This window comes from Lentzea sp. NBRC 105346 (assembly GCF_030269605.1).
Taxonomy (GTDB): domain Bacteria; phylum Actinomycetota; class Actinomycetes; order Mycobacteriales; family Pseudonocardiaceae; genus Lentzea.
The window spans coordinates 239165-261122 of sequence record NZ_BSTQ01000005.1; the positions used below are offsets into that span (position 1 = coordinate 239165).

The 21958-nt window shown below is 66.2% G+C and carries 35 protein-coding genes; 3 read left to right on the forward strand and 32 right to left on the reverse strand.

Features of this window, described 5'->3' with window-relative positions; all coding sequences use genetic code 11:
* Positions 1–7: 7 nt before the first annotated feature.
* The 32 genes from rpsK to rpsL all read right to left on the reverse strand — a co-directional run bounded on the left by rpsK (position 8) and on the right by rpsL (position 19600).
* On the reverse strand, positions 8–415 hold the full coding sequence (rpsK, locus tag QSK35_RS13180) for a 30S ribosomal protein S11 (RefSeq protein ID WP_033436732.1): 408 nt from the start codon (positions 413–415) through the stop codon (positions 8–10).
* 40 nt (positions 416–455) lie between these two features.
* A complete protein-coding gene (gene rpsM / locus QSK35_RS13185; protein WP_285745717.1) occupies positions 456–836 on the reverse strand; it encodes a 30S ribosomal protein S13 in 381 nt (126 codons plus the stop codon).
* Between the two features lie 217 nt (positions 837–1053).
* On the reverse strand, positions 1054–1167 hold the full coding sequence (gene rpmJ, locus QSK35_RS13190; RefSeq protein ID WP_010148647.1) for a 50S ribosomal protein L36: 114 nt from the start codon (positions 1165–1167) through the stop codon (positions 1054–1056).
* Between the two features lie 25 nt (positions 1168–1192).
* Positions 1193–1414 (reverse strand): translation initiation factor IF-1, encoded by a 222-nt coding sequence (gene infA, locus QSK35_RS13195; RefSeq protein ID WP_005166804.1) that lies wholly within the window; start codon positions 1412–1414, stop codon positions 1193–1195.
* A gap of 195 nt (positions 1415–1609) precedes the next feature.
* Positions 1610–2380: a type I methionyl aminopeptidase gene (map, locus tag QSK35_RS13200; RefSeq protein ID WP_285745719.1), complete on the reverse strand. Its 771-nt coding sequence runs from the start codon at positions 2378–2380 to the stop codon at positions 1610–1612.
* A gap of 56 nt (positions 2381–2436) precedes the next feature.
* Positions 2437–2997, reverse strand: coding sequence for an adenylate kinase (locus QSK35_RS13205; protein ID WP_285745721.1), 561 nt, complete (start codon positions 2995–2997; stop codon positions 2437–2439).
* Positions 2997–4304 (reverse strand): preprotein translocase subunit SecY, encoded by a 1308-nt coding sequence (gene secY, locus QSK35_RS13210; RefSeq protein ID WP_285745723.1) that lies wholly within the window; start codon positions 4302–4304, stop codon positions 2997–2999. Before secY ends, QSK35_RS13205 begins: the two co-directional genes overlap by 1 nt.
* 1003 nt (positions 4305–5307) lie before the next feature.
* Complete coding sequence (gene rplO / locus QSK35_RS13215) at positions 5308–5751, reverse strand: 50S ribosomal protein L15 (protein WP_285745725.1); 444 nt, start codon at positions 5749–5751, stop codon at positions 5308–5310.
* Positions 5748–5930: a 50S ribosomal protein L30 gene (rpmD, locus tag QSK35_RS13220; protein ID WP_189259764.1), complete on the reverse strand. Its 183-nt coding sequence runs from the start codon at positions 5928–5930 to the stop codon at positions 5748–5750. The genes rplO and rpmD overlap by 4 nt, the downstream gene beginning before the upstream one ends.
* 1 nt (position 5931) lies before the next feature.
* Positions 5932–6540, reverse strand: coding sequence for a 30S ribosomal protein S5 (gene rpsE, locus QSK35_RS13225; protein ID WP_285745727.1), 609 nt, complete (start codon positions 6538–6540; stop codon positions 5932–5934).
* 34 nt (positions 6541–6574) lie between these two features.
* On the reverse strand, positions 6575–6973 hold the full coding sequence (gene rplR / locus QSK35_RS13230) for a 50S ribosomal protein L18 (RefSeq protein WP_285745729.1): 399 nt from the start codon (positions 6971–6973) through the stop codon (positions 6575–6577).
* 1 nt (position 6974) lies between these two features.
* Entirely contained in the window at positions 6975–7514 is a 540-nt protein-coding gene (gene rplF / locus QSK35_RS13235; RefSeq protein WP_285745731.1) for a 50S ribosomal protein L6, read from the reverse strand.
* 16 nt (positions 7515–7530) lie between these two features.
* Positions 7531–7929 (reverse strand): 30S ribosomal protein S8, encoded by a 399-nt coding sequence (gene rpsH, locus QSK35_RS13240; protein ID WP_033428586.1) that lies wholly within the window; start codon positions 7927–7929, stop codon positions 7531–7533.
* Between the two features lie 104 nt (positions 7930–8033).
* Entirely contained in the window at positions 8034–8219 is a 186-nt protein-coding gene (locus QSK35_RS13245) for a type Z 30S ribosomal protein S14 (protein WP_121224918.1), read from the reverse strand.
* A 4-nt stretch (positions 8220–8223) separates the two neighbouring features.
* Positions 8224–8787, reverse strand: coding sequence for a 50S ribosomal protein L5 (rplE, locus tag QSK35_RS13250; RefSeq protein ID WP_285745737.1), 564 nt, complete (start codon positions 8785–8787; stop codon positions 8224–8226).
* Positions 8788–8789: 2 nt separating this feature from the next.
* The gene (gene rplX / locus QSK35_RS13255) at positions 8790–9104 is read right to left on the reverse strand and encodes a 50S ribosomal protein L24 (RefSeq protein ID WP_030473457.1); all 315 of its coding nucleotides are present in this window, start codon (positions 9102–9104) and stop codon (positions 8790–8792) included.
* A gap of 2 nt (positions 9105–9106) precedes the next feature.
* Complete coding sequence (gene rplN / locus QSK35_RS13260) at positions 9107–9475, reverse strand: 50S ribosomal protein L14 (RefSeq protein ID WP_089949053.1); 369 nt, start codon at positions 9473–9475, stop codon at positions 9107–9109.
* Between the two features lie 67 nt (positions 9476–9542).
* Positions 9543–9824, reverse strand: a complete 282-nt coding sequence (rpsQ, locus tag QSK35_RS13265) for a 30S ribosomal protein S17 (RefSeq protein ID WP_285745740.1) — start codon at positions 9822–9824, stop codon at positions 9543–9545.
* On the reverse strand, positions 9821–10069 hold the full coding sequence (gene rpmC, locus QSK35_RS13270) for a 50S ribosomal protein L29 (protein WP_285745742.1): 249 nt from the start codon (positions 10067–10069) through the stop codon (positions 9821–9823). Before rpmC ends, rpsQ begins: the two co-directional genes overlap by 4 nt.
* The gene (rplP, locus tag QSK35_RS13275) at positions 10069–10488 is read right to left on the reverse strand and encodes a 50S ribosomal protein L16 (RefSeq protein ID WP_285745744.1); all 420 of its coding nucleotides are present in this window, start codon (positions 10486–10488) and stop codon (positions 10069–10071) included. Before rplP ends, rpmC begins: the two co-directional genes overlap by 1 nt.
* 3 nt (positions 10489–10491) lie before the next feature.
* Positions 10492–11319 (reverse strand): 30S ribosomal protein S3, encoded by an 828-nt coding sequence (rpsC, locus tag QSK35_RS13280; RefSeq protein WP_285745746.1) that lies wholly within the window; start codon positions 11317–11319, stop codon positions 10492–10494.
* Positions 11319–11717: a 50S ribosomal protein L22 gene (gene rplV, locus QSK35_RS13285; protein ID WP_285745747.1), complete on the reverse strand. Its 399-nt coding sequence runs from the start codon at positions 11715–11717 to the stop codon at positions 11319–11321. Before rplV ends, rpsC begins: the two co-directional genes overlap by 1 nt.
* 35 nt (positions 11718–11752) lie before the next feature.
* The gene (gene rpsS, locus QSK35_RS13290) at positions 11753–12034 is read right to left on the reverse strand and encodes a 30S ribosomal protein S19 (RefSeq protein ID WP_015105260.1); all 282 of its coding nucleotides are present in this window, start codon (positions 12032–12034) and stop codon (positions 11753–11755) included.
* A gap of 18 nt (positions 12035–12052) precedes the next feature.
* Positions 12053–12886 (reverse strand): 50S ribosomal protein L2, encoded by an 834-nt coding sequence (gene rplB / locus QSK35_RS13295; RefSeq protein WP_285745748.1) that lies wholly within the window; start codon positions 12884–12886, stop codon positions 12053–12055.
* 19 nt (positions 12887–12905) lie between these two features.
* Complete coding sequence (gene rplW, locus QSK35_RS13300) at positions 12906–13205, reverse strand: 50S ribosomal protein L23 (protein WP_285745750.1); 300 nt, start codon at positions 13203–13205, stop codon at positions 12906–12908.
* A complete protein-coding gene (gene rplD / locus QSK35_RS13305) occupies positions 13202–13888 on the reverse strand; it encodes a 50S ribosomal protein L4 (RefSeq protein ID WP_502881648.1) in 687 nt (228 codons plus the stop codon). Before rplD ends, rplW begins: the two co-directional genes overlap by 4 nt.
* Positions 13888–14538, reverse strand: a complete 651-nt coding sequence (gene rplC / locus QSK35_RS13310; RefSeq protein WP_285745752.1) for a 50S ribosomal protein L3 — start codon at positions 14536–14538, stop codon at positions 13888–13890. The genes rplD and rplC overlap by 1 nt, the downstream gene beginning before the upstream one ends.
* 28 nt (positions 14539–14566) lie before the next feature.
* On the reverse strand, positions 14567–14872 hold the full coding sequence (gene rpsJ / locus QSK35_RS13315) for a 30S ribosomal protein S10 (protein WP_003938093.1): 306 nt from the start codon (positions 14870–14872) through the stop codon (positions 14567–14569).
* A 364-nt stretch (positions 14873–15236) separates the two neighbouring features.
* Positions 15237–16430 carry an elongation factor Tu gene (tuf, locus tag QSK35_RS13320; RefSeq protein ID WP_285745754.1) on the reverse strand — a complete coding sequence of 398 codons (1194 nt, stop codon included), beginning with the start codon at positions 16428–16430 and terminating at the stop codon, positions 15237–15239.
* 144 nt (positions 16431–16574) lie between these two features.
* On the reverse strand, positions 16575–18677 hold the full coding sequence (gene fusA / locus QSK35_RS13325) for an elongation factor G (RefSeq protein WP_285745756.1): 2103 nt from the start codon (positions 18675–18677) through the stop codon (positions 16575–16577).
* A 78-nt stretch (positions 18678–18755) separates the two neighbouring features.
* Positions 18756–19226: a 30S ribosomal protein S7 gene (gene rpsG / locus QSK35_RS13330; RefSeq protein ID WP_285745757.1), complete on the reverse strand. Its 471-nt coding sequence runs from the start codon at positions 19224–19226 to the stop codon at positions 18756–18758.
* Positions 19226–19600, reverse strand: a complete 375-nt coding sequence (rpsL, locus tag QSK35_RS13335; RefSeq protein WP_030473471.1) for a 30S ribosomal protein S12 — start codon at positions 19598–19600, stop codon at positions 19226–19228. The genes rpsG and rpsL overlap by 1 nt, the downstream gene beginning before the upstream one ends.
* A gap of 333 nt (positions 19601–19933) precedes the next feature.
* Here rpsL and QSK35_RS13340 point away from each other — a divergent pair, with 333 nt between their 5' ends.
* The 3 genes from QSK35_RS13340 to QSK35_RS13350 are packed head-to-tail and all read left to right on the forward strand — an operon-like array spanning position 19934 to position 21948.
* Entirely contained in the window at positions 19934–20506 is a 573-nt protein-coding gene (locus QSK35_RS13340; protein ID WP_285745759.1) for a YbaB/EbfC family nucleoid-associated protein, read from the forward strand.
* 19 nt (positions 20507–20525) lie between these two features.
* A complete protein-coding gene (locus tag QSK35_RS13345; RefSeq protein WP_285745760.1) occupies positions 20526–20870 on the forward strand; it encodes a hypothetical protein in 345 nt (114 codons plus the stop codon).
* A 1-nt stretch (position 20871) separates the two neighbouring features.
* Positions 20872–21948: a WXG100 family type VII secretion target gene (locus tag QSK35_RS13350; protein WP_285745762.1), complete on the forward strand. Its 1077-nt coding sequence runs from the start codon at positions 20872–20874 to the stop codon at positions 21946–21948.
* Positions 21949–21958: the final 10 nt, after the last annotated feature.

Genomic DNA, 21958 nt, shown 5'->3' on the forward strand with positions numbered 1-21958 from the left:
CCGTGCCTCAGACCCGGCGCCGCTTGGGCGGGCGGCAGCCGTTGTGGGGCTGCGGGGTCACGTCCTGGATGGTGCCGACCTCGAGACCGGCGGCCTGCAGCGAACGGATCGCGGTCTCGCGGCCGGAGCCCGGACCCTTCACGAACACGTCCACCTTGCGCATGCCGTGCTCGGCGGCCTTGCGGGCGGCGTTCTCGGCGGCCATCTGCGCCGCGAACGGCGTCGACTTGCGCGAGCCCTTGAAGCCCACGTGGCCTGCGGACGCCCAGCTGATCACGTTGCCCATCGGGTCCGTGATGGACACGATGGTGTTGTTGAACGTGCTCTTGATGTGCGCCTGGCCGTGCGAGACGTTCTTCTTTTCCTTGCGCCGGACCTTCTTGACCCCGGCGCCCGTGCGGGACTTGGGTGGCATTGCTTTCTGGAACTCCTAAGTCGATGGGTGCGACGAGGTCTTACTTCTTGCCGGCCTTCTTCTTGCCGGCCACGGTCTTCTTCGGACCCTTACGCGTACGCGCGTTGGTCTTGGTGCGCTGACCGCGGACGGGCAGGTTGCGACGGTGGCGAAGACCCTCGTAGCAGCCGATCTCCATCTTGCGACGGATGTCGGCCTGAACCTCACGACGGAGGTCACCCTCGACCTTGTAGTTGTTCTCGATGTAGTCCCGCAGCTTGGCGAGGTCGTCGTCACTCAGGTCCTTGACGCGCAGGTCAGGGGAGATCTGGGTGGCGGTGAGCAGCTCCTTGGAGCGCGTGCGACCGATACCGAAGATGTAGGTGAGCGCGATCTCCATCCGCTTCTCGCGGGGGAGATCGACGCCAGCGAGTCGTGCCATGTGGCGGTTAACTCCTGTCGATTACTTCCAGGTCTGCTCCTCGCCCACTTCCGGGACTGACTCGCTGTGTGTCGTTCCGGCTGCTCTCACAGCCGGTGTCCCGGCTCCGGCCTGGAATCCGGAGGTGTCCCTGGCACGGCGAACCGTGACAGGTAGGTGCGAGGAGGTTTCTGTTCTGCGTCGGCGAGAGATCGTCAACGAGTGCAGAAGGGGATGATCAGCCCTGACGCTGCTTGTGACGCAGGTTCTCGCAGATCACCATGACCCGGCCGTGACGGCGGATCACCTTGCACTTGTCGCAGATCTTCTTGACGCTCGGCTGGACCTTCACGCCTGAAGTCTCCTGCTATTGGAGGTCACTTGTAGCGGTAGACGATGCGCCCGCGGGACAGGTCGTAGGGCGAGAGCTCCACGACAACCCGGTCCTCAGGGAGGATGCGGATGTAGTGCTGTCGCATCTTGCCGCTGATGTGCGCGAGTACCTTGTGACCGTTCTCCAACTCGACGCGGAACATCGCGTTGGGGAGCGGCTCGACTACGCGGCCCTCGACCTCAATGGCCCCGTCCTTCTTGCCCATGTCCTCCGCGTTTCGTGACGGTGATATCAACGTGGGCGCGCGTGTGACCCCGACTCCGAAGCACGACGGAACCGGCGCGACAGGTGCGCCACCCGTCCAGTGTACGCACCCAGGCTCGTCAGCCCAAATCGGGCCCCGAAAGTCAAGAAGGGGAGCTCGCCGGCGGCGAACTCCCCTTCTAACGGGTGACTCAGATCACTCGGGTGCCGTAAGCACCCAGGGTCCGTCCTCGGTGATGGCGACGCTGTGCTCCCAGTGCGCGGCGCGCGTCCCGTCGGCCGTGACGACGGTCCAGCCGTCGTCGAGCTCGTTCGAGTCGTCGGTGCCGAGCGACAGCATGGGCTCGATGGCGATCGCCATGCCGACCTTGAGCTTCGGCCCCTTGCCCGGCTTGCCGTAGTTCGGCAGGAACGGGTCCATGTGCATCTTGGTGCCGATGCCGTGGCCGCCGTAGTCCGCGACGATGCCGTACTCGACGCCGTCGCGCTCCCCCGCCTCGATGGCGGCGGACTCGATGGCGAACGAGATGTCGTACAGCCGGCCGCCGGGTACGGCCATCTCGATGCCCGCGAGCATCGACTGGCGGGTCGCCTCGGACAGCTTCTGGTCGGCGGGCGAGAGCTCGCCGACGCCGACCGTGACCGCCGAGTCGCCGTGCCAGCCGTCGAGGATGGCGCCGCAGTCGATCGAGATCAGGTCGCCCTCGGCGAGGATCTGCTTCTTGTTCGGGATCCCGTGCACGATCTGCTCGTTGACCGAGGCGCAGATGCTCGCCGGAAACCCGTTGTAGCCCTTGAACGACGGGATGGCGCCCGCGTCGCGGATGGTCTGCTCGGCGAGCTCGTCGAGCTCGGCCGTGCTGACGCCGACCTTGACGTGGTCGACGACCGCGGCGAGGGTGCGCGCCACGACCAGCCCGGCGGCGCGCATGGCCTCGAGCTGTGCGTGGGTCTTGATTTCGATCATGCGGTCACGACCACCGGGCAGAACCGAGCGGAGCCGGTCGAGCAGTCCACCACCGCTCACTTCTCGCCGCGCAGCTCGCGCAGCGCCTTGAGGGCCCGCTCGCTGATCTCCTCGATCTCGCCGACGGCGTCGATCGTGATGACCTTGTCGGCGTAGTAGTCGAGCAGCGGCGCCGTCTCGTTGCGGTAGACCTGCTGGCGGTGCCGGATGACGTCTTCCTTGTCATCGGTCCGCCCCCGCGCGAGCAGCCGCTCGACGACGACGTCCTCGTCGACCCGGAACTCCAGCACGGCGTCGAGCCCGTGGCCGTCCGTAGCGAGGATCTCGCCGAGCACGTTGGCCTGCGTGACGTTGCGCGGGAACCCGTCGAGCAGGAACCCGTCCTTGGCGTCCGGCTCGGCGAGCCGCTCACGCACCATCTCGTTCGTGATGGAGTCCGGCACGAGCGCGCCCGCGTCGAGGATGTCCTGCACCTCGCGCCCGAGCTCGGTCTGCTGGCTGATGTGGGACCGGAAGAGGTCGCCCGTCGAGATGTGCGGCACGCCGAGCTTCTTGCTCAGCACTTCGGCCTGTGTGCCCTTGCCCGCGCCCGGCGGGCCAACGAGAACGAGTCGCACTAGCGGAGGAACCCTTCGTAATTGCGCTGCATGAGCTGGCTCTCGATCTGCTTAACGGTGTCGAGACCGACACCGACCATGATCAGAACCGCGGTGCCGCCGAACGGGAAGTTCTGGTTCTGGCTGTCACCAGTCAGGTCCAGGAACAGGTTCGGCAGGATCGCCACAATGCCCAGGTAGAGCGAGCCGGGCAGCGTGATGCGCCCGAGCACGAACTTCAGGTACTCGGCAGTGGGGCGACCGGGACGAATGCCGGGGATGAACCCACCGAACTTCTTCATCTCGTCGGCGCGCTCGTCCGGGTTGAACGTGATGCCGACGTAGAAGTAGGTGAAGAAGACGATCAGCAGGAAGTAGGCCGCGATGTGGACCCAGCTGGACTGCTTGACCAGGTAGGTCTGCACGAACGTCGAGAACCAGTTCGGCTCGGCGGCGTTCGACTGCGTGAGGCGGACGATCAGGTCCGGCAGGTACAGCAGCGACGAAGCGAAGATGACCGGGATGACACCGGCCTGGTTCACCTTGAGGGGCAGGTAGGTCGAGGTGCCGCCGTACATGCGGCGACCGATCATGCGCTTGGCGTACTGCACCGGAATGCGACGCTGCGCCTGCTCGACGTAGATGACGCTGGTGATGATGACAAGCGCCGCCACGCACACCAGCGTGAAGGTGATGCCACCCTTGCCCCAGATGTTCTTGCCCTCGGCCGGGATGCGGGCCGCGATACCGGTGAAGATCAGCAACGACATGCCGTTGCCGATGCCCTTCTCGGTGATGAGCTCGCCCAGCCACATGATGACGCTGGTGCCCGCTGTCATGGTGACCACGAGGACGACCAGGTTGAACACGCTCTGGTCCGGAATAACCGGCACCGAGCAGTCACCGAACAGCTGGCCGCGCACCGCAAGAGCGATCAGACCGGTGGACTGCAGAATCGCGAGCCCGATGGTCAGGTAGCGCGTGTACTGGGTCAGCTTGCCCTGCCCAGCCTGCCCTTCCTTCTTCAACTGCTCGAACCGCGGGATCACCACGGTGAGCAGCTGAATGATGATGCTCGCGGTGATGTACGGCATGATGCCCAGCGCGAAGATCGAGAGGTTCAGGAGCGCGCCACCACTGAACAGGTTGATGAGCGAGTAGATGCCCTCGCCCTCGACCTGGTTGACACACTCCTTGACGTTCTTGAAGGACACACCCGGCGCGGGCATGGTCGCACCAAGCCGATACACAATGACGATCCCGAGAGTGAACAGGATCTTCTTGCGTAGATCCGGCGTCGCGAGAGCCGAGCGAAATGCGCCGAGCACGCGAACCTCCTGAGCGTTGCCGGCCCCCAGGGGTCCGACATCATGCGGTAGATGGCGATCGAGGTAGGTAGCCACGACCGAGCGACCCGGAGGACATCCGGGTTCAGCCCGCGACTTTAACAGTCCCAGCCCAGGTCTTCGTACCCAGCCGCCAATCACAGGTTGCAGACCGTTGATCCTCAACAGTCTGTTAGCCCGAACGGCCCAGAGACTGTCTCGCGCAGCCTCCACACCCAGCCATTTCGCTAGGCGCGAACAGGCCCCGAATTGCCCGATTCGCCCGCTGGTCGCGGGGTGCGAAAGGCCCACTCAGGGTGGCGAATGGGGAACACGCGGGGCTGAACGGCCGACTCGCCGGGGCCGAGTTGAGGACTCGCGCAGAGGTCGGGCGAGGGGTGCGCGAACGTACAGCTCGGGGGTCGGGAACGTACGACTCAGAGGGCGGGAACGTACGACACGCGGGGGCTGAGGGGGGCGACTCGCGCGCACAAAGACAGGACTCCGGGTGCGGGAGCGTAAGACACAGGGGGCCGGAAGGTAGGACTCGCGATGCGAAGCGAGCCCCACGCAGCGCGCCAGCGCAACAAACCACCAGGTGGTGGGCCCCTCCCGTCGCATCGCAGGCGAAGCCCTGCCGCATCCGAGACCCCAGGTCAAGCACGCTTTTCGCTTGAGCTGGGGTCTCGGATGTGGCTGCCTCAGGTGCGATGCGACGGGAGGGGCACACCACCCCAACGCAACCCACTACGAAACCGGACCCCAGGGAGGGCCCCTCTTTGAGCTGAGCCGGGGTCCGGGGCGGAGCCCCGAGCAGGAAACGCACCACGCACGAAACCGGCAGCCAAGGCGCAACCACGCACCCAACCGGCAGCCAAGGAAAGTCAGCGCGTCGCACTAGCGACCCACTATGGGAGCCGCCGCGTCCCCCCAAAGCAACGCACAACGCGAGCAAGCAGAAAGGCCCTGGAGCGCAAAGCTCCAGGGCCCTTCTCAGATGAAGAGATCAGAGCACGGTGGTGGTGCCACCAACGCCGGCGATCTTCTCCACAGCCGAACCGGAGAACTTGTTGGCGACGACGTCCAGCTTCACGCCGGCGATGTCACCGTCCCCCAGCACCTTGACCGGCGAGCCCTTACGGACCAGCCCAGCCAGCACCAAAGCCGCGATGTCGACAGCCCCACCCTCAGGGAAGGCAGCAGCGATGTCGCCGACGTTGACAACCTGGTACTCGGTGCGGAACGGGTTGCGGAAGCCCTTGAGCTTCGGCAGCCGCATGTGCAGCGGCATCTGGCCACCTTCGAAGCGCGGCGAAACGTTCTTCCGCGCGCCGGTGCCCTTGGTACCGCGGCCGGCCGTCTTGCCCTTGGAGCCCTCACCACGACCAACGCGGGTCTTGGCGGTCTTGGCGCCGGGGGCGGGCCGAAGGTCGTGAATCTTGATGGTCACGACTGGACCTCCTCGACCTCCACCAGGTGGCGCACGGCGTGGATCAGGCCGCGGACCTGGGGGGTGTCCTCACGCACAACCGACTGGCGGATCTTGCGCAGCCCGAGGGTGCGCATCGACTCGCGGTGGTTGTGCTTGGTGCCGATGGTGCTGCGAACCTGGGTGATCTTCAGCGCCATGTCACGCCCCCTGGCCCGCGCGAGCGCGGATCATGCCGGCGGGGGCAACGTCCTCCAGCGGCAGGCCACGGCGAGCCGCGACCTCCTCCGGACGCTGCAGGCCCTTCAGGGCAGCCACGGTCGCGTGCACGATGTTGATCGCGTTGTCGGAGCCCAGGGACTTCGACAGCACGTCGTGCACGCCGGCGCACTCGAGGACGGCGCGGACAGCGCCACCCGCGATGACACCCGTACCGGCCGAGGCCGGACGGAGCAGCACCACACCAGCGGCCTTCTCACCCTGCACCGGGTGCGGGATGGTGCCGGCGATGCGAGGCACGCGGAAGAAGTTCTTCTTCGCCTCCTCGACACCCTTGGCGATGGCGGCCGGAACTTCCTTGGCCTTGCCGTAGCCGACGCCGACCATGCCGTCGCCGTCACCCACGACCACGAGCGCGGTGAAGCTGAAGCGACGACCACCCTTGACCACCTTGGAGACACGGTTGATCGCAACCACGCGCTCGAGGTGGGGGGTCTTCTCCTGGGCCGCGCCGCCGCGGCCGCCGTCACGACGGTCGCGGCGCTCTCCGCGCTCGCCCCCGCCGCCTTCGCGACGCGTGCGTCCTGGCATCAGGCGTCCCTCTCAATTCCAGTGATCATCATTGTCAGAACTCCAGCCCCGCCTCGCGAGCGGCGTCCGCCAGCGCGGCGATCCGGCCGTGGTACGCGTTGCCACCGCGGTCGAACACGACCGCCGTGATGCCGGCGTCCTTGGCGCGGGCCGCGGCCAGCTGGCCGACCTTGGCCGCGCGGGCCTTCTTGTCGCCGTCCAGCGCACGCACGTCCGCCTCCATGGAGGAGGCCGACGCGAGGGTGTGCCCCTTCAGGTCGTCGATGATCTGCACGGTGATGTGCTTCGACGACCGGTGCACGACCAGGCGCGGACGCTCGGCGGTGCCGTTGACCTTCTTGCGAAGGCGGAAGTGGCGACGGGCCTTGGCGATACGGCGAGTGGTCGAGATGTCCTTGCCCACAGGCTTGCGCTTGGTTGCAGTCTCGCTCATGTCACTTACCCGTCTTTCCGACCTTGCGGCGGATCTTCTCGCCCGCGTAACGCACGCCCTTGCCCTTGTACGGGTCGGGCTTGCGCAGCTTGCGGATGTTGGCGGCGACCTCGCCGACCAACTGCTTGTCGATGCCGGAGACGGAGAACCGGGTGGGGGTCTCCACCGCGAAGGTGATGCCCTCGGGGGCGTCGACCTTCACCGGGTGGCTGTAACCGAGCGCGAACTCCAGGGACGAGCCCTTGAGCGCCACGCGGTAACCGACGCCGTGGATTTCCATCTTCTTCTCGTAACCCTGGGTCACGCCGACGACCATGTTGTGCACCAGCGTGCGCGACAGGCCGTGGAGCGCGCGGCTGCGACGCTCGTCGTTCGGGCGCTTGACCTCGAGGGTGCCGTCCTCCGCCTTCTCGACGAAGATCGGCTCAGCGATGGCCAGGCTCAAGGTGCCCTTCGGGCCCTTGACGCTGATGTCCTGACCAGCGATGTTCACGTCGACCCCGGCGGGGACGACGATCGCCATCTTTCCGATGCGCGACATGCCTAGTCCCCCTTCCTTACCAGACGTAGGCGAGGACTTCTCCGCCCACGCCAGACTTGTTGGCCTGGCGGTCGGTCATGAGACCACCAGAGGTCGAAATGATCGCAACGCCGAGACCGCCGAGAACCTTCGGCAGGTTGGTCGACTTCGCGTACACACGCAGACCGGGCTTGGACACCCGGCGCAGGCCCGCGATGCTGCGCTCCCGGTTCGGGCCGTACTTCAGCTCGATGACCAGGTTCTTGGCAACGTCGCCCTGCTCGTCGCGGTAAGAGGCGATGTAGCCCTCCCGCTTGAGGATCTCGGCGATGTTGGCCTTCAACTTGGAGTGCGGCATCACGACCTTGTCGTGGTAAGCCGAGTTCGCGTTCCGCAGACGCGTCAACATGTCTGCGATCGGGTCGGTCATCGTCATGGTGACCTGGTCAACCTTTCTCGCTGCGGTTCCCCAGCTCAGGGTCCGGACCTGACAGGCAGGTCGGTCGTGTGCGGGCCTACAGCGAAGTGGAATTCTTGCTATTACCAGCTGGACTTGCTGACGCCCGGCAGCTCACCGCGGTGAGCCATCTCGCGCAGGCAGATCCGGCAGAGGCCGAACTTGCGGAAGACCGAGTGCGGGCGCCCGCAGCGCTGGCACCGGGTGTAACCCCGGACCTTGAACTTCGGCTTCTTCGCGGCCTTGTTGATCAACGCCTTCTTGGCCATCGACTCAGTTCTCCTTGAACGGGAAGCCCAGGAGCTTCAGCAGCGCCCGGCCCTCCTCGTCGTTCGTGGCGGTGGTGACGACGGTGATGTCCATGCCGCGCGGACGGTCGATCGAGTCCGGGTCGATCTCGTGGAACATCGACTGCTCGTTCAGACCGAACGTGTAGTTGCCGTTACCGTCGAACTGCTTGCCCGACAGGCCGCGGAAGTCGCGGATACGGGGCAGCGCGATGGTCAGCAGGCGGTCCAGGAACTCCCACATGCGGTCGCCGCGCAGCGTGACGCGCGCGCCGATCGGCATGCCCTCACGCAGCTTGAACTGCGCGATGGACTTGCGGGCCTTGCGGACCTCGGGACGCTGACCGGTGATGATCGAGAGGTCCTTGACGGCACCCTCGATCAGCTTGCCGTCACGGGCGGCGTCGCCGACACCCATGTTGACGACGACCTTCACGACGCCGGGGATCTGCATCACGTTGGCGTAGTTGAACTGCTCGTTCAGCTTGCCGGTGATCTCCTCGCGGTAGCGAGTCTTCAGCCGCGGCACGATCTTCTCTGCGGTAGTCATGCTCAGATGTCCTTCCCGTTACGACGGGAAATGCGGACCCGCTTGCCCTCGTCGTTCGTCCGGTAACCCACTCGGGTCGGCTTGCCGTCCGAGTCGACCACCATCACGTTGGAGACGTTGATCGGGGCTTCCTGGGTCACGATGCCGCCGGACTGCGCGCCCCGCTGGGTCTGCGTGATCCGGGTGTGCTTCTTGATCCGGTTGACGCCCTCGACCAGGACCTTGCCGGTCTCCGGGTAGGCCTGGATGACCTTGCCCTTGGCGCCCTTGTCCTTGCCGGCGATGACGACGACCGTGTCGCCCTTCTTCACCTTCATGGTCAGAGCACCTCCGGTGCCAGCGAGATGATCTTCATGAACTTCTTGTCGCGCAGCTCACGGCCGACCGGGCCGAAGATGCGGGTACCACGCGGCTCGTTGTCGTTCTTGATGAGCACCGCGGCGTTCTCGTCGAACCGGATGTAGGAACCGTCGGGACGACGGCGCTCCTTCACCGTGCGGACGACGACCGCCTTGACGACGTCACCCTTCTTCACGCCGGCACCGGGGATCGCGTCCTTGACGGTCGCGACGATGATGTCGCCGATGCCCGCGTAGCGGCGGCCGGAGCCACCGAGAACACGGATGCAAAGGATCTCCTTCGCACCAGTGTTGTCGGCGACACGAAGCCGCGACTCCTGCTGGATCACTTACTTGCTCCTGACCATTCCTGGCCCGCCGGATTTCCGACCCGACGGGCTCGGTCTGTTTAGAGGTTTACTTGGCCTTCTCGAGGATCTCGACGAGCCGCCAGCGCTTGGTCGCCGACAGCGGCCGGGTCTCCATGAGCAGCACGCGGTCGCCGACACCGGCGGCGTTCTCCTCGTCGTGCACCTTCACCTTGGTGGTGGAGCGCATGACCTTGGAGTAGCGCGGGTGCTTCTTGCGGTCCTCGAGCGCGACCACGATCGTCTTGTCCATCTTGTCGGACACGACGAGGCCCTCACGGACCTTGCGGTAGTTGCGCTTCTCGCTCTGAACTTCGTTGCTTTCGGTCATGCCGCACCCTCACCAGTGGAAACCGCGTCCGGCGAAGCGGAGAGACCGAGCTCCCGCTCCCGCATCACGGTGTAGATCCGGGCGATGTCGTGCCGGACCGTGCGCAGACGCCGGTTGTTGTCGAGCTGACCCGTGGCCATCTGGAAGCGAAGGTTGAAGAGCTCTTCCTTCGACTCCTTCAGACGCAGCACGAGCTCTTCCTCGGTGAGCTCACGCAGCTCGGAAGCGGTGGTACCCGCTGCCATCAGAACTCACCACCCTCACGCGTAACGATGCGGCACTTCATCGGGAGCTTGTGGATCGCGCGGCGGAGCGCCTCGCGAGCAACCTGCTCGTTCGGGAAGGCCATCTCGAAGAGGACGCGACCCGGCTTGACGTTGGCCACCCACCACTCCGGCGAACCCTTACCGGAACCCATGCGGGTCTCGGCCGGCTTCTTCGTCAGCGGACGGTCCGGGAAGATGTTGATCCAGACCTTGCCGCCACGGCGGATGTGGCGAGTGATGGCGATACGAGCGGACTCGATCTGCCGGTTCGTCACGTAGGCCGGCTCCAGAGCCTGGATGCCGTACTCACCAAAGGTGACCCTCGTGCCGCCCTTGGCAGCACCCGACCGCTTCGGGTGGTGCTGCTTGCGGTGCTTGACCCTGCGCGGGATGAGCATGACTCAGCTCTCCGTCTTCTCTGCAGCAGCCGGGGCCTCGCTGGACGCGTTGGCGTCAGCTGCGGCACGACCGGCCTCGGTGCTCGTCGCGGTGGTGCCGCTGGCACCCGAGCGACGGGCCCGGTTCGGACGCTCGCCACGGTCGCGGCGCGGCGCGCGGTCGGCGGCCGGAGCCGCGTCACGCTCGCGCTTGGCGGAGATGCCACCGACCACGTCACCCTTGTAGATCCACACCTTCACGCCGATCCGGCCGAACGTGGTGCGGGCCTCGAAGAAGCCGTAGTCGATGTCGGCGCGGAGCGTGTGCAGCGGCACGCGGCCGTCGCGGTAGTGCTCCGAGCGGGACATCTCGGCGCCGCCCAGGCGGCCACCGCACTGCACGCGGATGCCCTTGACCTGCGGCGAACGCATCGCCGACTGGATGGCCTTGCGCATCGCGCGGCGGAACGCCACGCGGTTCGACAGCTGCTCGGCGACACCCTGTGCCACGAGCTGCGCGTCCGCCTCGGCGTTCTTGACCTCGAGGATGTTCAGCTGGACCTGCTTCTTGGTGAGCTTCTCCAGCTCACCGCGGATGCGGTCCGCCTCGGCACCGCGACGGCCGATGACGATGCCCGGCCGGGCGGTGTGGATGTCGACGCGAACCCGGTCACGGGTGCGCTCGATCTCCACCTTGGAGATACCGGCACGCTCCATGCCGCGCGAGAGCAGCTTGCGGATCTTGACGTCCTCAGCCACGTACTCGGCGTACTGCTTGTCTGCGTACCAGCGGGACTTCCAGTCGGTGGTGATCCCCAGCCGGAAGCCGTGCGGGTTGATCTTCTGGCCCACTACCGGGTTCCCTTCGCGCTGGTCTTCTTCGGACGCGACTCCACCTCGATGGTGATGTGGGACGTCCGCTTGCGGATCCGGTACGCGCGGCCCTGGGCACGCGGGCGGAAACGCTTGAGGGTCGGACCCTCGTCCACGTAGGCCGCCGAAACCCAGAGGGTGTCGGGGTCCAGGGACAGGTTGTTCTCGGCGTTGGCCATGGCGCTGGCGAGCACCTTCGCGACCGGCTCAGAGGCGGCCTGGGGCGCGAACTGGAGCACGGCCAGGGCCTCGCTGGCGTTACGACCCCTGATGAGCTCGACGACGCGGCGCACCTTCATGGGCGTGTCGCGAACGTAGCGAGCCCGAGCCACGGCGCGCGGAAACTCCGCTGCCTCAGCGTCCTTACGGGCGTTCATCGCTGCTTTCCCTTGCTCTTCTCTAGTTCGGCGCCTTAGCGGCGACGAGACTTACGGTCGTCCTTGATGTGGCCCTTGAAGGTGCGGGTCGGGGCGAACTCGCCCAGCTTGTGCCCGACCATGGCCTCGGTCACGAACACCGGGACATGCTTGCGGCCGTCGTGCACCGCAATGGTGTGACCCAGCATGTCCGGGATGATCGTGGACCGGCGGGACCACGTCTTGATGACGGTCTTCTTGCCCGACTCGTTGAGAACGTCCACCTTCTTGAGCAGGTGGTCGTCCACGAAGGGGCCCTTCTTAAGGCTGCGAGGCATCCTTCACTCCCTCCCTGCTCAGCGCTTCTTACCGGTGCGACGACGCCGGACGATGAGCTTGTCGCTTGGCTTGCGGCGGCGAGTACGACCCTCGGGCTTACCAGCCGGGTTGACCGGGTGGCGACCACCGGAGGTCTTGCCCTCACCACCACCGTGCGGGTGGTCGACCGGGTTCATGGCGACACCGCGGACGGTGGGCTTCTTGCCCTTCCACCGCATGCGGCCGGCCTTGCCCCAGTTGATGTTGGCGTGCTCGGAGTTGCCGATCGTGCCGACGGTCGCGCGGCAGCGCACGTCCACGTTGCGGATCTCGCCCGAGGGGAGACGCAGCTGGGCGTACGGGCCGTCCTTCGCGACGAGCTGGACGCTCACACCCGCGGAGCGGGCGATCTTGGCGCCACCGCCGGGGCGGAGCTCGATCGCGTGGATGACCGTACCGACCGGGATGTTGCGCAGCGGCAGGTTGTTACCCGGCTTGATGTCGGCCTTGGGGCCGTTCTCAACCGTGTCGCCCTGACGCAGCTTCTCCGGAGCGATGATGTAGCGCTTCTCGCCGTCCGCGTAGTGCAGCAGCGCGATGCGCGCGGTCCGGTTGGGGTCGTACTCGATGTGAGCGACCTTGGCCGGAATACCGTCCTTGTCGTTGCGACGGAAGTCGATCAAGCGGTAAGCCCGCTTGTGACCGCCACCCTTGTGCCGCGTGGTGATCTTGCCCGAAGCGTTGCGGCCGCCACGGCCGTGCAGCGGGCGGATCAGCGACTTCTCCGGCGTCGACCGAGTGATCTCGGCGAAGTCGGAGACGCTCGCACCGCGACGACCGGGAGTCGTCGGCTTGTACTTGCGAATGCCCATCTCTACGCAGTCCTCGTCATCAGGCGGCCGGGCCGCCGAAGATCTCGATCGGCTTGCTGTCCGAGGACAGAGTCACGATCGCGCGCTTCGTGTCCTTGCGCTTACCGAACCCGGTGCGGGTGCGCTTGCGCTTGCCCTGCCGGTTGATGGTGTTGACGCTGACGACCTTGACGCCGAAGACCTTCTCCACGGCGATCTTGATCTGGGTCTTGTTCGCGCCCGGAGCCACCATGAAGGTGTACTTGTTCTCCTCGAGCAGCCCGTAGGACTTCTCGGAGATCACCGGGGCGAGCAGGATGTCCCTGTGGTCGGGGATCACTTCGAGGCCTCCTCGTCCACCACAGTCGCCGTGGCCTCGGCGGAGCCGGCGCCATGCTGCGCCTTGCTCGCCAGGAACACGTCGAGCGAGTCCTTGGTGAACACCACGTCGTCGTTGACCAGCACGTCGTAGGTGTTGAGCTGGTCGGGGGCGATCACGTGCACGTGCGCCAGGTTGCGCACGCTGACCCACGCGACCTCGTCGGTGCGGTTGAGCACCACGAGAATGCGCTTGGCCTGCGTGACCGACTCGATCACCTTGCGGGCCGTCTTGGTCGACGGGGTGTCCCCGTCCACCAGGCCGGACACCACGTGCACCTGGCCGGCGCGAGCACGGTCCGAGAGAGCGCCACGGAGAGCCGCGGCCTTCATCTTCTTCGGGGTCCGCTGCTCGTAGTTGCGCGGCTGCGGGCCGTGGACGGTGCCACCGCCGGCGAACTGCGGCGCACGGGTCGAGCCCTGACGGGCGCGGCCGGTGCCCTTCTGGCGGTACGGCTTCTTGCCACCGCCGGAAACCATGCCGCGGGTCTTCGTGGCGTGCGTGCCCTGGCGAGCCGCGGCCAGCTGGGCCACGACGACCTGGTGCAGCAGCGCCACGTTGGCCTGCGCGTCGAAGACGGAGGCGGGAAGCTCGACCGAGCCCGCGCTCTTGCCGTCCGGGGTGCGGATGTCAACCGTGGTCATCAGGCACCACCCTTCGCAGCCGTCTTGACGAACACCAGACCGCCCTTGGGGCCGGGGACGGCGCCCTTGATGAGCAGCAGGCCGTTCTCGGCGTCGATCTTGTGCACCTTCAGGTTCTGGGTCGTGACGCGCACGTGGCCCATGCGACCCGCCATGCGCAGGCCCTTGAACACGCGGCCGGGCGTGGCGCAGCCACCGATGGAACCGGGCGAGCGGTGCTTGCGCTGCGTGCCGTGGCTGGCACCCAGACCACCGAAGCCGTGGCGCTTCATGACACCCGCGGTGCCCTTGCCCTTGCTGGTGCCGGTGATGTCGACAACAGCGCCGGCCTCGAACACCTCAGCGGTGATCTCCTGGCCGACCGTGTACTCGCCGGCGTCCGTCGTGCGCAGCTCCACCAGGTGGCGACGGGGCGTGACCCCGGCCTTGGCGAAGTGGCCCGTGACGGGCTTGTTGACCTTGCGCGGGTCGATCGCGCCGGTCGCCAGCTGAACGGCTGCGTAGCCGTCCTTCTCTTCGGTGCGAACCTGGGTGACGACATTGGGCTCAGCCTTGACGACGGTCACCGGAACGATCCGGTTGTTCTCGTCGAAGACCTGAGTCATGCCGAGCTTGGTGCCCAGGATGCCCTTCATCTGCCTGTCAGACATTGGTCTCGTTACTCTCCGCGCCCAACGCTTACTGGATGTTGACGTCGACGCTGGCCGGCAGGTCGATGCGCATGAGCGCGTCAACCGTCTTCGGCGTCGGGTCGAGGATGTCGATGAGCCGCTTGTGCGTGCGCATCTCGAAGTGCTCGCGCGAGTCCTTGTACTTGTGCGGCGAGCGGATGACGCAGTACACGTTCTTCTCGGTGGGCAGCGGCACTGGCCCGACGACCCGAGCGCCGGTGCGCGTCACGGTCTCAACGATCTTGCGCGCGGACGCGTCGATCGCCTCGTGGTCGTAGGCCTTGAGCCGGATGCGGATCTTCTGTCCCGCCATGATGGCTTGCCGTTCCTCTGCTTCTCGTACCGCTGCGGTGCGGTGCCTGGACAGGACCAGGTGGTCCTTGGCGCGCTCCGCCCCTGTTTAAGTGTCACGGTGCCCGGTCCACGCGGTCGGGCGTGTCGCGCCCGATGCACATACCGGTCCCACTCAAGGTCTCCCCGGTGGGATGGGCCGTTCTAAATGCCCTTGCACCCTGATGCCCGCCCGCAAATCGGGACGTTCACTAACAGGGCGCGGACCGCTCGTAGCGGGACGGCCGAATCCAAGGAACAGAATCGGCCGTCCCGTCGAGCAACCCGTTAAGGATGCCACACGTGCGTGAGGCGCTCCAAATCGGGGTGGTGAAGTTAGAGCTAGATCACTTGATGATCTTGGTGACCGAGCCGGCGCCGACCGTACGGCCACCCTCGCGGATCGCGAAGCGGAGGCCCTCGTCCATGGCGATCGGCTGGATCAGCTTGACCGTCATACCGGTGGTGTCACCCGGCATGACCATCTCGGTGCCCTCGGGCAGCGTCACAACGCCGGTCACGTCCGTGGTGCGGAAGTAGAACTGCGGACGGTAGTTGTTGAAGAACGGCGTGTGGCGGCCACCCTCGTCCTTGGACAGGATGTAGACCTGAGCCTCGAACTCGGTGTGCGGGGTCGTGGTGCCCGGCTTGACGATGACCATGCCGCGCTCCACCTCCTCGCGCTTGATGCCGCGGAGCAGCAGAGCGGCGTTGTCGCCGGCCTGGCCCTCGTCGAGGAACTTCTTGAACATCTCGATCGAGGTGACAGTCGTCTTGCGCGACTGCTCCTTGATGCCGACGATCTCGACCTCTTCGTTGACCTTGACGATGCCGCGCTCGATACGACCGGTCACGACGGTGCCGCGGCCGGTGATCGTGAAGACGTCCTCGACGGGCATGAGGAACGCCTTGTCGGTGTCACGGGCCGGCTCCGGGATCGCCGAGTCAACGGCGGCCATGAGCTCGAGCACGGACTTGCCCCAGGTCTCGTCGCCCTCCAGCGCCTTCAGCGCGGAGACGCGGACGACCGGCAGGTCGTCGCCGGGGAACTCGTACTCGGAGAGCAGCTCGCGGACCTCGAGCTCGACGAGCTCCAGGATCTCCTCGTCGTCCACCATGTCGGCCTTGTTCAGGGCCACCACGATGTAGGGAACGCCGACCTGGCGGGCCAGGAGGACGTGCTCCTTGGTCTGCGGCATCGGACCGTCGGTCGCCGCGACCACCAGGATGGCGCCGTCCATCTGCGCCGCACCGGTGATCATGTTCTTGATGTAGTCGGCGTGACCGGGGCAGTCAACGTGCGCGTAGTGACGGTTCTCGGTCTGGTACTCGATGTGAGCGATCGAGATCGTGATACCGCGCTGCTTCTCTTCCGGCGCCTTGTCGATCTGGTCGAACGCGAACGAAGCGTTCACATCGGGGTACGCGTCGTGCAGAACCTTGGAGATCGCCGCGGTCAGCGTGGTCTTGCCATGGTCGATGTGACCGATGGTGCCGATGTTGACGTGCGGCTTCGTCCGCTCGAACTTCGCCTTCGCCACTGGATTGTCCTCCTGGACTTCTTCTTTGCTGGTCCGGTGGGCTAGTGGATCGCCCGCCGGACTTACACGTCAGGGTCGGAAAATGCGGACCCCAGGGAAACCCCCGGAGAGCCCGCGGTGGAACTGCGGTGCTCCGGTGTGGGGTTACTCCCCAGTCGCCTTCGCGATGATCTCCTTCGCGACGTTCGCGGGAACCTCGGCGTAGGAGTCGAACACCATCGAGTAGTTGGCACGACCCTGGGTCTTGGACCGCAGGTCACCCACGTACCCGAACATTTCCGACAGCGGAACCAGCGCCTTGACGACACGGGTACCGCTGCGCTCCTCCATGGCCTGGATCTGGCCGCGGCGGGAGTTCAGGTCGCCGATCACGTCACCCATGTAGTCCTCGGGCGTCGTGACCTCGACGGCCATGATCGGCTCGAGGATCGCCGGGGAAGCCTGCTTCGCGGCTTCCTTCAGCGCCATGGAGCCGGCGATCTTGAAGGCCATTTCGGACGAGTCGACCTCGTGGTAGGCACCGTCGAGCAGCGTCACCTTCACGCCGACCAGCGGGTAGCCCGCCAGCACGCCGTACTGCATGGCGTCCTGGGCACCGGCGTCGACCGACGGGATGTACTCCCGCGGGATGCGACCACCGGTCACCGCGTTGACGAACTCGTAGAGCGCGCCGTCCTCGTTCTTCTCGAGGGGCTCGACCGTGATGAGCACCTTCGCGAACTGGCCGGAACCACCGGTCTGCTTCTTGTGGGTGTAGGAGTACTTCTCCACCGCACGGCGGATGGTCTCCCGGTAGGCCACCTGAGGCTTACCGATGTTGGCCTCGACCTTGAACTCGCGGCGCATGCGGTCCACCAGGATGTCCAGGTGGAGCTCGCCCATGCCGGCGATGATCGTCTGGCCGGTCTCCTCGTCGAGGTTGACCCGGAACGTCGGGTCCTCCTCGGCGAGCTTCTGGATCGCGGTGCCCAGCTTCTCCTGGTCGGCCTTTGTCTTGGGCTCGATCGCCACCTGGATGACCGGCTCCGGGAACGTCATCGACTCGAGCACGATCGGGTGCTGCGGGTCGGCGAGCGTCTCACCGGTGGTCGTGTCCTTCAGACCGATCACGGCGTAGATGTGGCCCGCGATCGCCTCGGTGACCGGGTTCTCCTTGTTGGCGTGCATCTGGAAGATCTTCCCGATGCGCTCCTTGCGGTCCTTGGTCGCGTTGATGACCTGGGTGCCGGAGGCGACCTTGCCCGAGTAGACCCGGATGTAGGTCAGCTTGCCGAAGAACGGGTGCACGGCGATCTTGAACGCCAGCGCGGAGAACGGCTCGTCGGACGACGCCTTGCGGGTCGCGACCGTCTCGCCGTCCTGCAGCGTGCCCTCGACCGGCGGGAGGTCCAACGGCGACGGCAGGAAGTCGATCACCGCGTCGAGCATGGGCTGCACGCCCTTGTTCTTGAACGCGGAACCGCACAGCACCGGGTACGCGGAGCCCTCGGCGACGATCTTGCGAACGCCGGCCTTGATCTCCTCGACGGTGAGGTCGCCCTCCTCGAGGAACTTCTCCATCAGCGCATCGTCGGTCTCGGCGACGGCCTCGAGCAGCCCCTCGCGGAACTCCTGCGCCTTGTCGACGAGATCCGCGGGGATCTCCTCGATGGCGTAGTCCTCGCCCTTCTGGACCTCACCACGCCACGTCAGAGCGCGCATCTCGATCAGGTCGACGACGCCGATGAAGTCGCTCTCGGCACCGATCGGAATCTGGATCGGGAGCGGCTTTGCGCCGAGGCGCTCGGAGATGGTGCGGATGGTGAAGTAGAAGTCCGCGCCCAGCTTGTCCATCTTGTTGACGAAGCAGATGCGCGGGACGTCGTACTTGGTCGCCTGCCGCCAGACCTGCTCGGACTGCGGCTCGACGCCCTCCTTGCCGTCGAAGACGGCAACGGCGCCGTCGAGGACGCGCAGGTTGCGCTCGACCTCGACGGTGAAGTCGACGTGGCCGGGCGTGTCGATCAGGTTGATCTGGTGGTTCTTCCAGTAGCAGGTCGTCGCGGCCGACGTGATGGTGATGCCGCGCTCCTGCTCCTGCTCCATCCAGTCCATCACGGCAGCGCCGTCGTGGACCTCGCCGATCTTGTAGCTGATCCCCGTGTAGAAGAGGATCCGCTCAGTCGTCGTGGTCTTGCCCGCGTCGATGTGGGCCATGATCCCGATGTTGCGGACCTTGGCAAGATCAGTGAGCACGTCCTGTGCCACGGGTCTTTCCCCTGTCTTGAGCTTGTCAGCTCACTAGGGCCGGGAGGGCCCGGTCCCTCGTCGGGACCGGGCGACACATCACCAGCGGTAGTGGGCGAAGGCCTTGTTGGACTCGGCCATCTTGTGCGTGTCCTCGCGGCGCTTGACGCTCGCGCCGAGACCGTTGCTCGCGTCGAGCAGCTCGTTCATCAGACGCTCGACCATCGTCTTCTCACGGCGCTGCCGGGAGAAGGTGATCAGCCAGCGCAGCGCCAGCGTGGTGGCACGGCCAGGCTTGACCTCGACGGGAACCTGGTAGGTCGCACCACCGACGCGGCGGCTCTTGACCTCGAGCGCGGGCTTGACGTTGTCCAGAGCGCGCTTCAGCGTGACGACCGGGTCGGTACCGGTCTTCTCGCGAGCACCCTCGAGGGCTTCGTAGACGATCTTCTCCGCCACGGAGCGCTTGCCGTCGACCAGCACCTTGTTGATGAGCTGGGTCACCAGCGGCGAGCTGTAGACCGGGTCGGAGATCAGCGGCCGCCTGGGGGCCGGTCCCTTGCGGGGCATCAGCTCTTCTCCTTCTTCGCGCCGTAGCGGCTGCGAGCCTGCTTGCGGTTCTTGACACCCTGGGTGTCGAGCGAGCCGCGGATGATCTTGTAGCGAACACCCGGCAGGTCCTTCACACGACCGCCGCGCACGAGCACCATCGAGTGCTCCTGGAGGTTGTGGCCCTCACCGGGGATGTAGGCCGTGACCTCGATGCCGCTGGTCAGCTTCACGCGAGCGACCTTGCGGAGGGCGGAGTTCGGCTTCTTGGGCGTGGTGGTGTAGACGCGGGTGCACACACCGCGTCGCTGCGGAGACCCCTTGAGGGCCGCCGTCTTCTGCTTGGCCACCTTGTCCTGGCGGCCCTTGCGGACCAGCTGCTGGATCGTTGGCATGCGCCGGTTGCTTCTTCCGTCTGGCGGTCCACCTCGCGGCGGACCTGCTGTCTTTCTTGATCCCTCTCTGCACCCGAGGTCGGGCGTGTCGCCCGTTCCCAAGGTCCGCAGGAAACACCTGAATGTCCCTGCGAGTGGAGGACACTGCGGCCTCGCACCCTGTTCACCTCGTGGTAAAGCAGGGCAGCACGGGCACGCAGAGCGGCCCGACATGGGTCGGGCACGAGTAGCAAAGATACCCGCCCACGTCTACCCGGTCAAAACCGGGGTGGGCACCCGCCGAATGCAGTAGACAGGAGCCGCCATTCCAAGATCTACCAAAGGGCGCCGGAGTTGTCAGACCCACGCGTGGACGCCGTCGAGGAAGCCGGCCGCAAGGCCGAGCAGCGCCTCGCCGGGTACCAGAACATGAAAGAAGAGATCGCACAACTGCGGACGGCGGCAACGTCACCCGACAGAGCGATCACCGTCGTAGCGGGTCCCGGCGGCTCGATCATCAACGTCGAGTTCCGCCCCGAGGCCATGCGCATGTCGCCGCAGGCGCTGGGCCGCACGGTCATGACGACCCTGCAGCAGGCCGTCGCGCAGGCGGCCCGCCAGTCCGCCGAGGTGGTGCAGCGGTTCGCGGGTGACCAGATCGACATCGCCGCACGGGTGAACAAGGTCCAGGAGGAGATCTTCGGCCCGGCTCCCGAGCTGCCGCCGCCTCCCCCGCCGGCCCCCGCGGGCGGCTCGATCCTGCAGCAGGCCCGTCCGCAGTACCCGCAACGTCCGCCGATGCCGCCTCAGCCACCTCAGCCGGGTCAGCGGATGCAGCCGCCGCCTCCGCCCCCGCCTCGGCCGGCGCGGCCGCAGCGGCCACCGGTGGACGACGATGACGACTTCGGCGGCTCGATCCTGCGCTGAGATTCCTGGGGGAACAGCAATGAGTTTCGGTGTGAACGCACAAGAGATCATCACGTGCGGCAAGTCGGTCAGTGCCTTGGCCGACCAGGCGAAGACCATCAAAGGCGTCGCGGAGTCCGCGATCGTGCCGGAGCAGTCGTGGGGCCTCCTGGGTCAGGCGCTGACGTACTCCGACTACGTGGAGCTGACCACCGCCTTCATGGACCACATGGAGAAGATGGTCGAGAACATGGAGAAGGTCGGCGACCGGTTGTCGCTCACCGGCGAGCACTATCGGGACATCGACGACGCCGTGAAGGGCGCACTCGACCAGATCGGTCAGCAGCTGACCGGCGCGGCAGCGCCGCCGAAGGTGGGTGGCTGACGTGGCGGACGACGAAGAGAAGAAGGTCAAGAACGAGCAGGAAGCCCGCGAGGACAACTACTGGACCAGTGAGGACGGCGGCGACGGCATCCTCAAGGGCGAAGGCTTCCTGGGCACCCTGCAGGAAAGCAGCCTCTACGAGGACGGCACCAAGGCCTGGAAGGCACTCGGCAACCTGACCAGCGGCGATCCGGCCGAGGTGAAGGAGGCCGTCAGCGACATCAAGGGCTTCATCTCCGACATCCCGGTGGCGGAGTTCATCCAGGACCCGCTCCACACGCTGCTCACCTTCGGGCTCGGGTTCCTCATCGATCTGATCAAGCCGCTGGACGACGCCCTGAAGCTCGTCACCGGCGACGAGGAGGAGCTCGGCAACGCCGCCGAGAAGTTCGAGCAAGTGGCCAAGGACCTGAAGGCGATGGGCGAGAAGTTCGCCGACACGGTCGAGACGGGCCTGCAGTCCTGGCACGGCGAGGCGTCTGGCGCGAGCCGCGAGCGGTTGAGCGAGTTCGCCGAGGGCATCATGGAGACCGGCGGCGAGGCCGAGAGCATCGTTGCGCTGCTCAACGGCAGCAAGGCGCTGATGAAGACGGCCTACGACCTGGTCATGGACCTCATCGCTTCACTGATCGAGTGGTTGATCATCACGTGGCTGGCGGCACAGGCCGCCGCTGTCCCGACCTGCGGAGCCTCCGAGGTCGCGGCGGCGGGCGCCACCGCGGTCGAGGTCGGCGTCACGACCTCACGGGTCGCGAAGATCGTGCAGAAGGTGACGCAGATCCTGCAGAAGATCGGCCGGGTGTTCAAGGTGCTCTCCGGCAAGCTCGCGGGCCCCAAGTGGTGGCGCAACGCCGCCGAGAAGTTCGCCGGCAAGGACGCCATGAACACCTTCAGGGGCGGCCCAGGGGTCGGTCCCGGTGGCTGGAAGGGATCCGCTCAGGCGTTCGGAAAGGACGCCTTGGGCGCTGCCGGTACCACGCTCGGCACGAATGCCGTGGAGGGTGGCCCGGACGTCATCGGCATGATGACCGACGAAGCACCGGACGCGTCCGAAGTCGACCGCAAGCTGTCCATCTGACCGGAGAGAT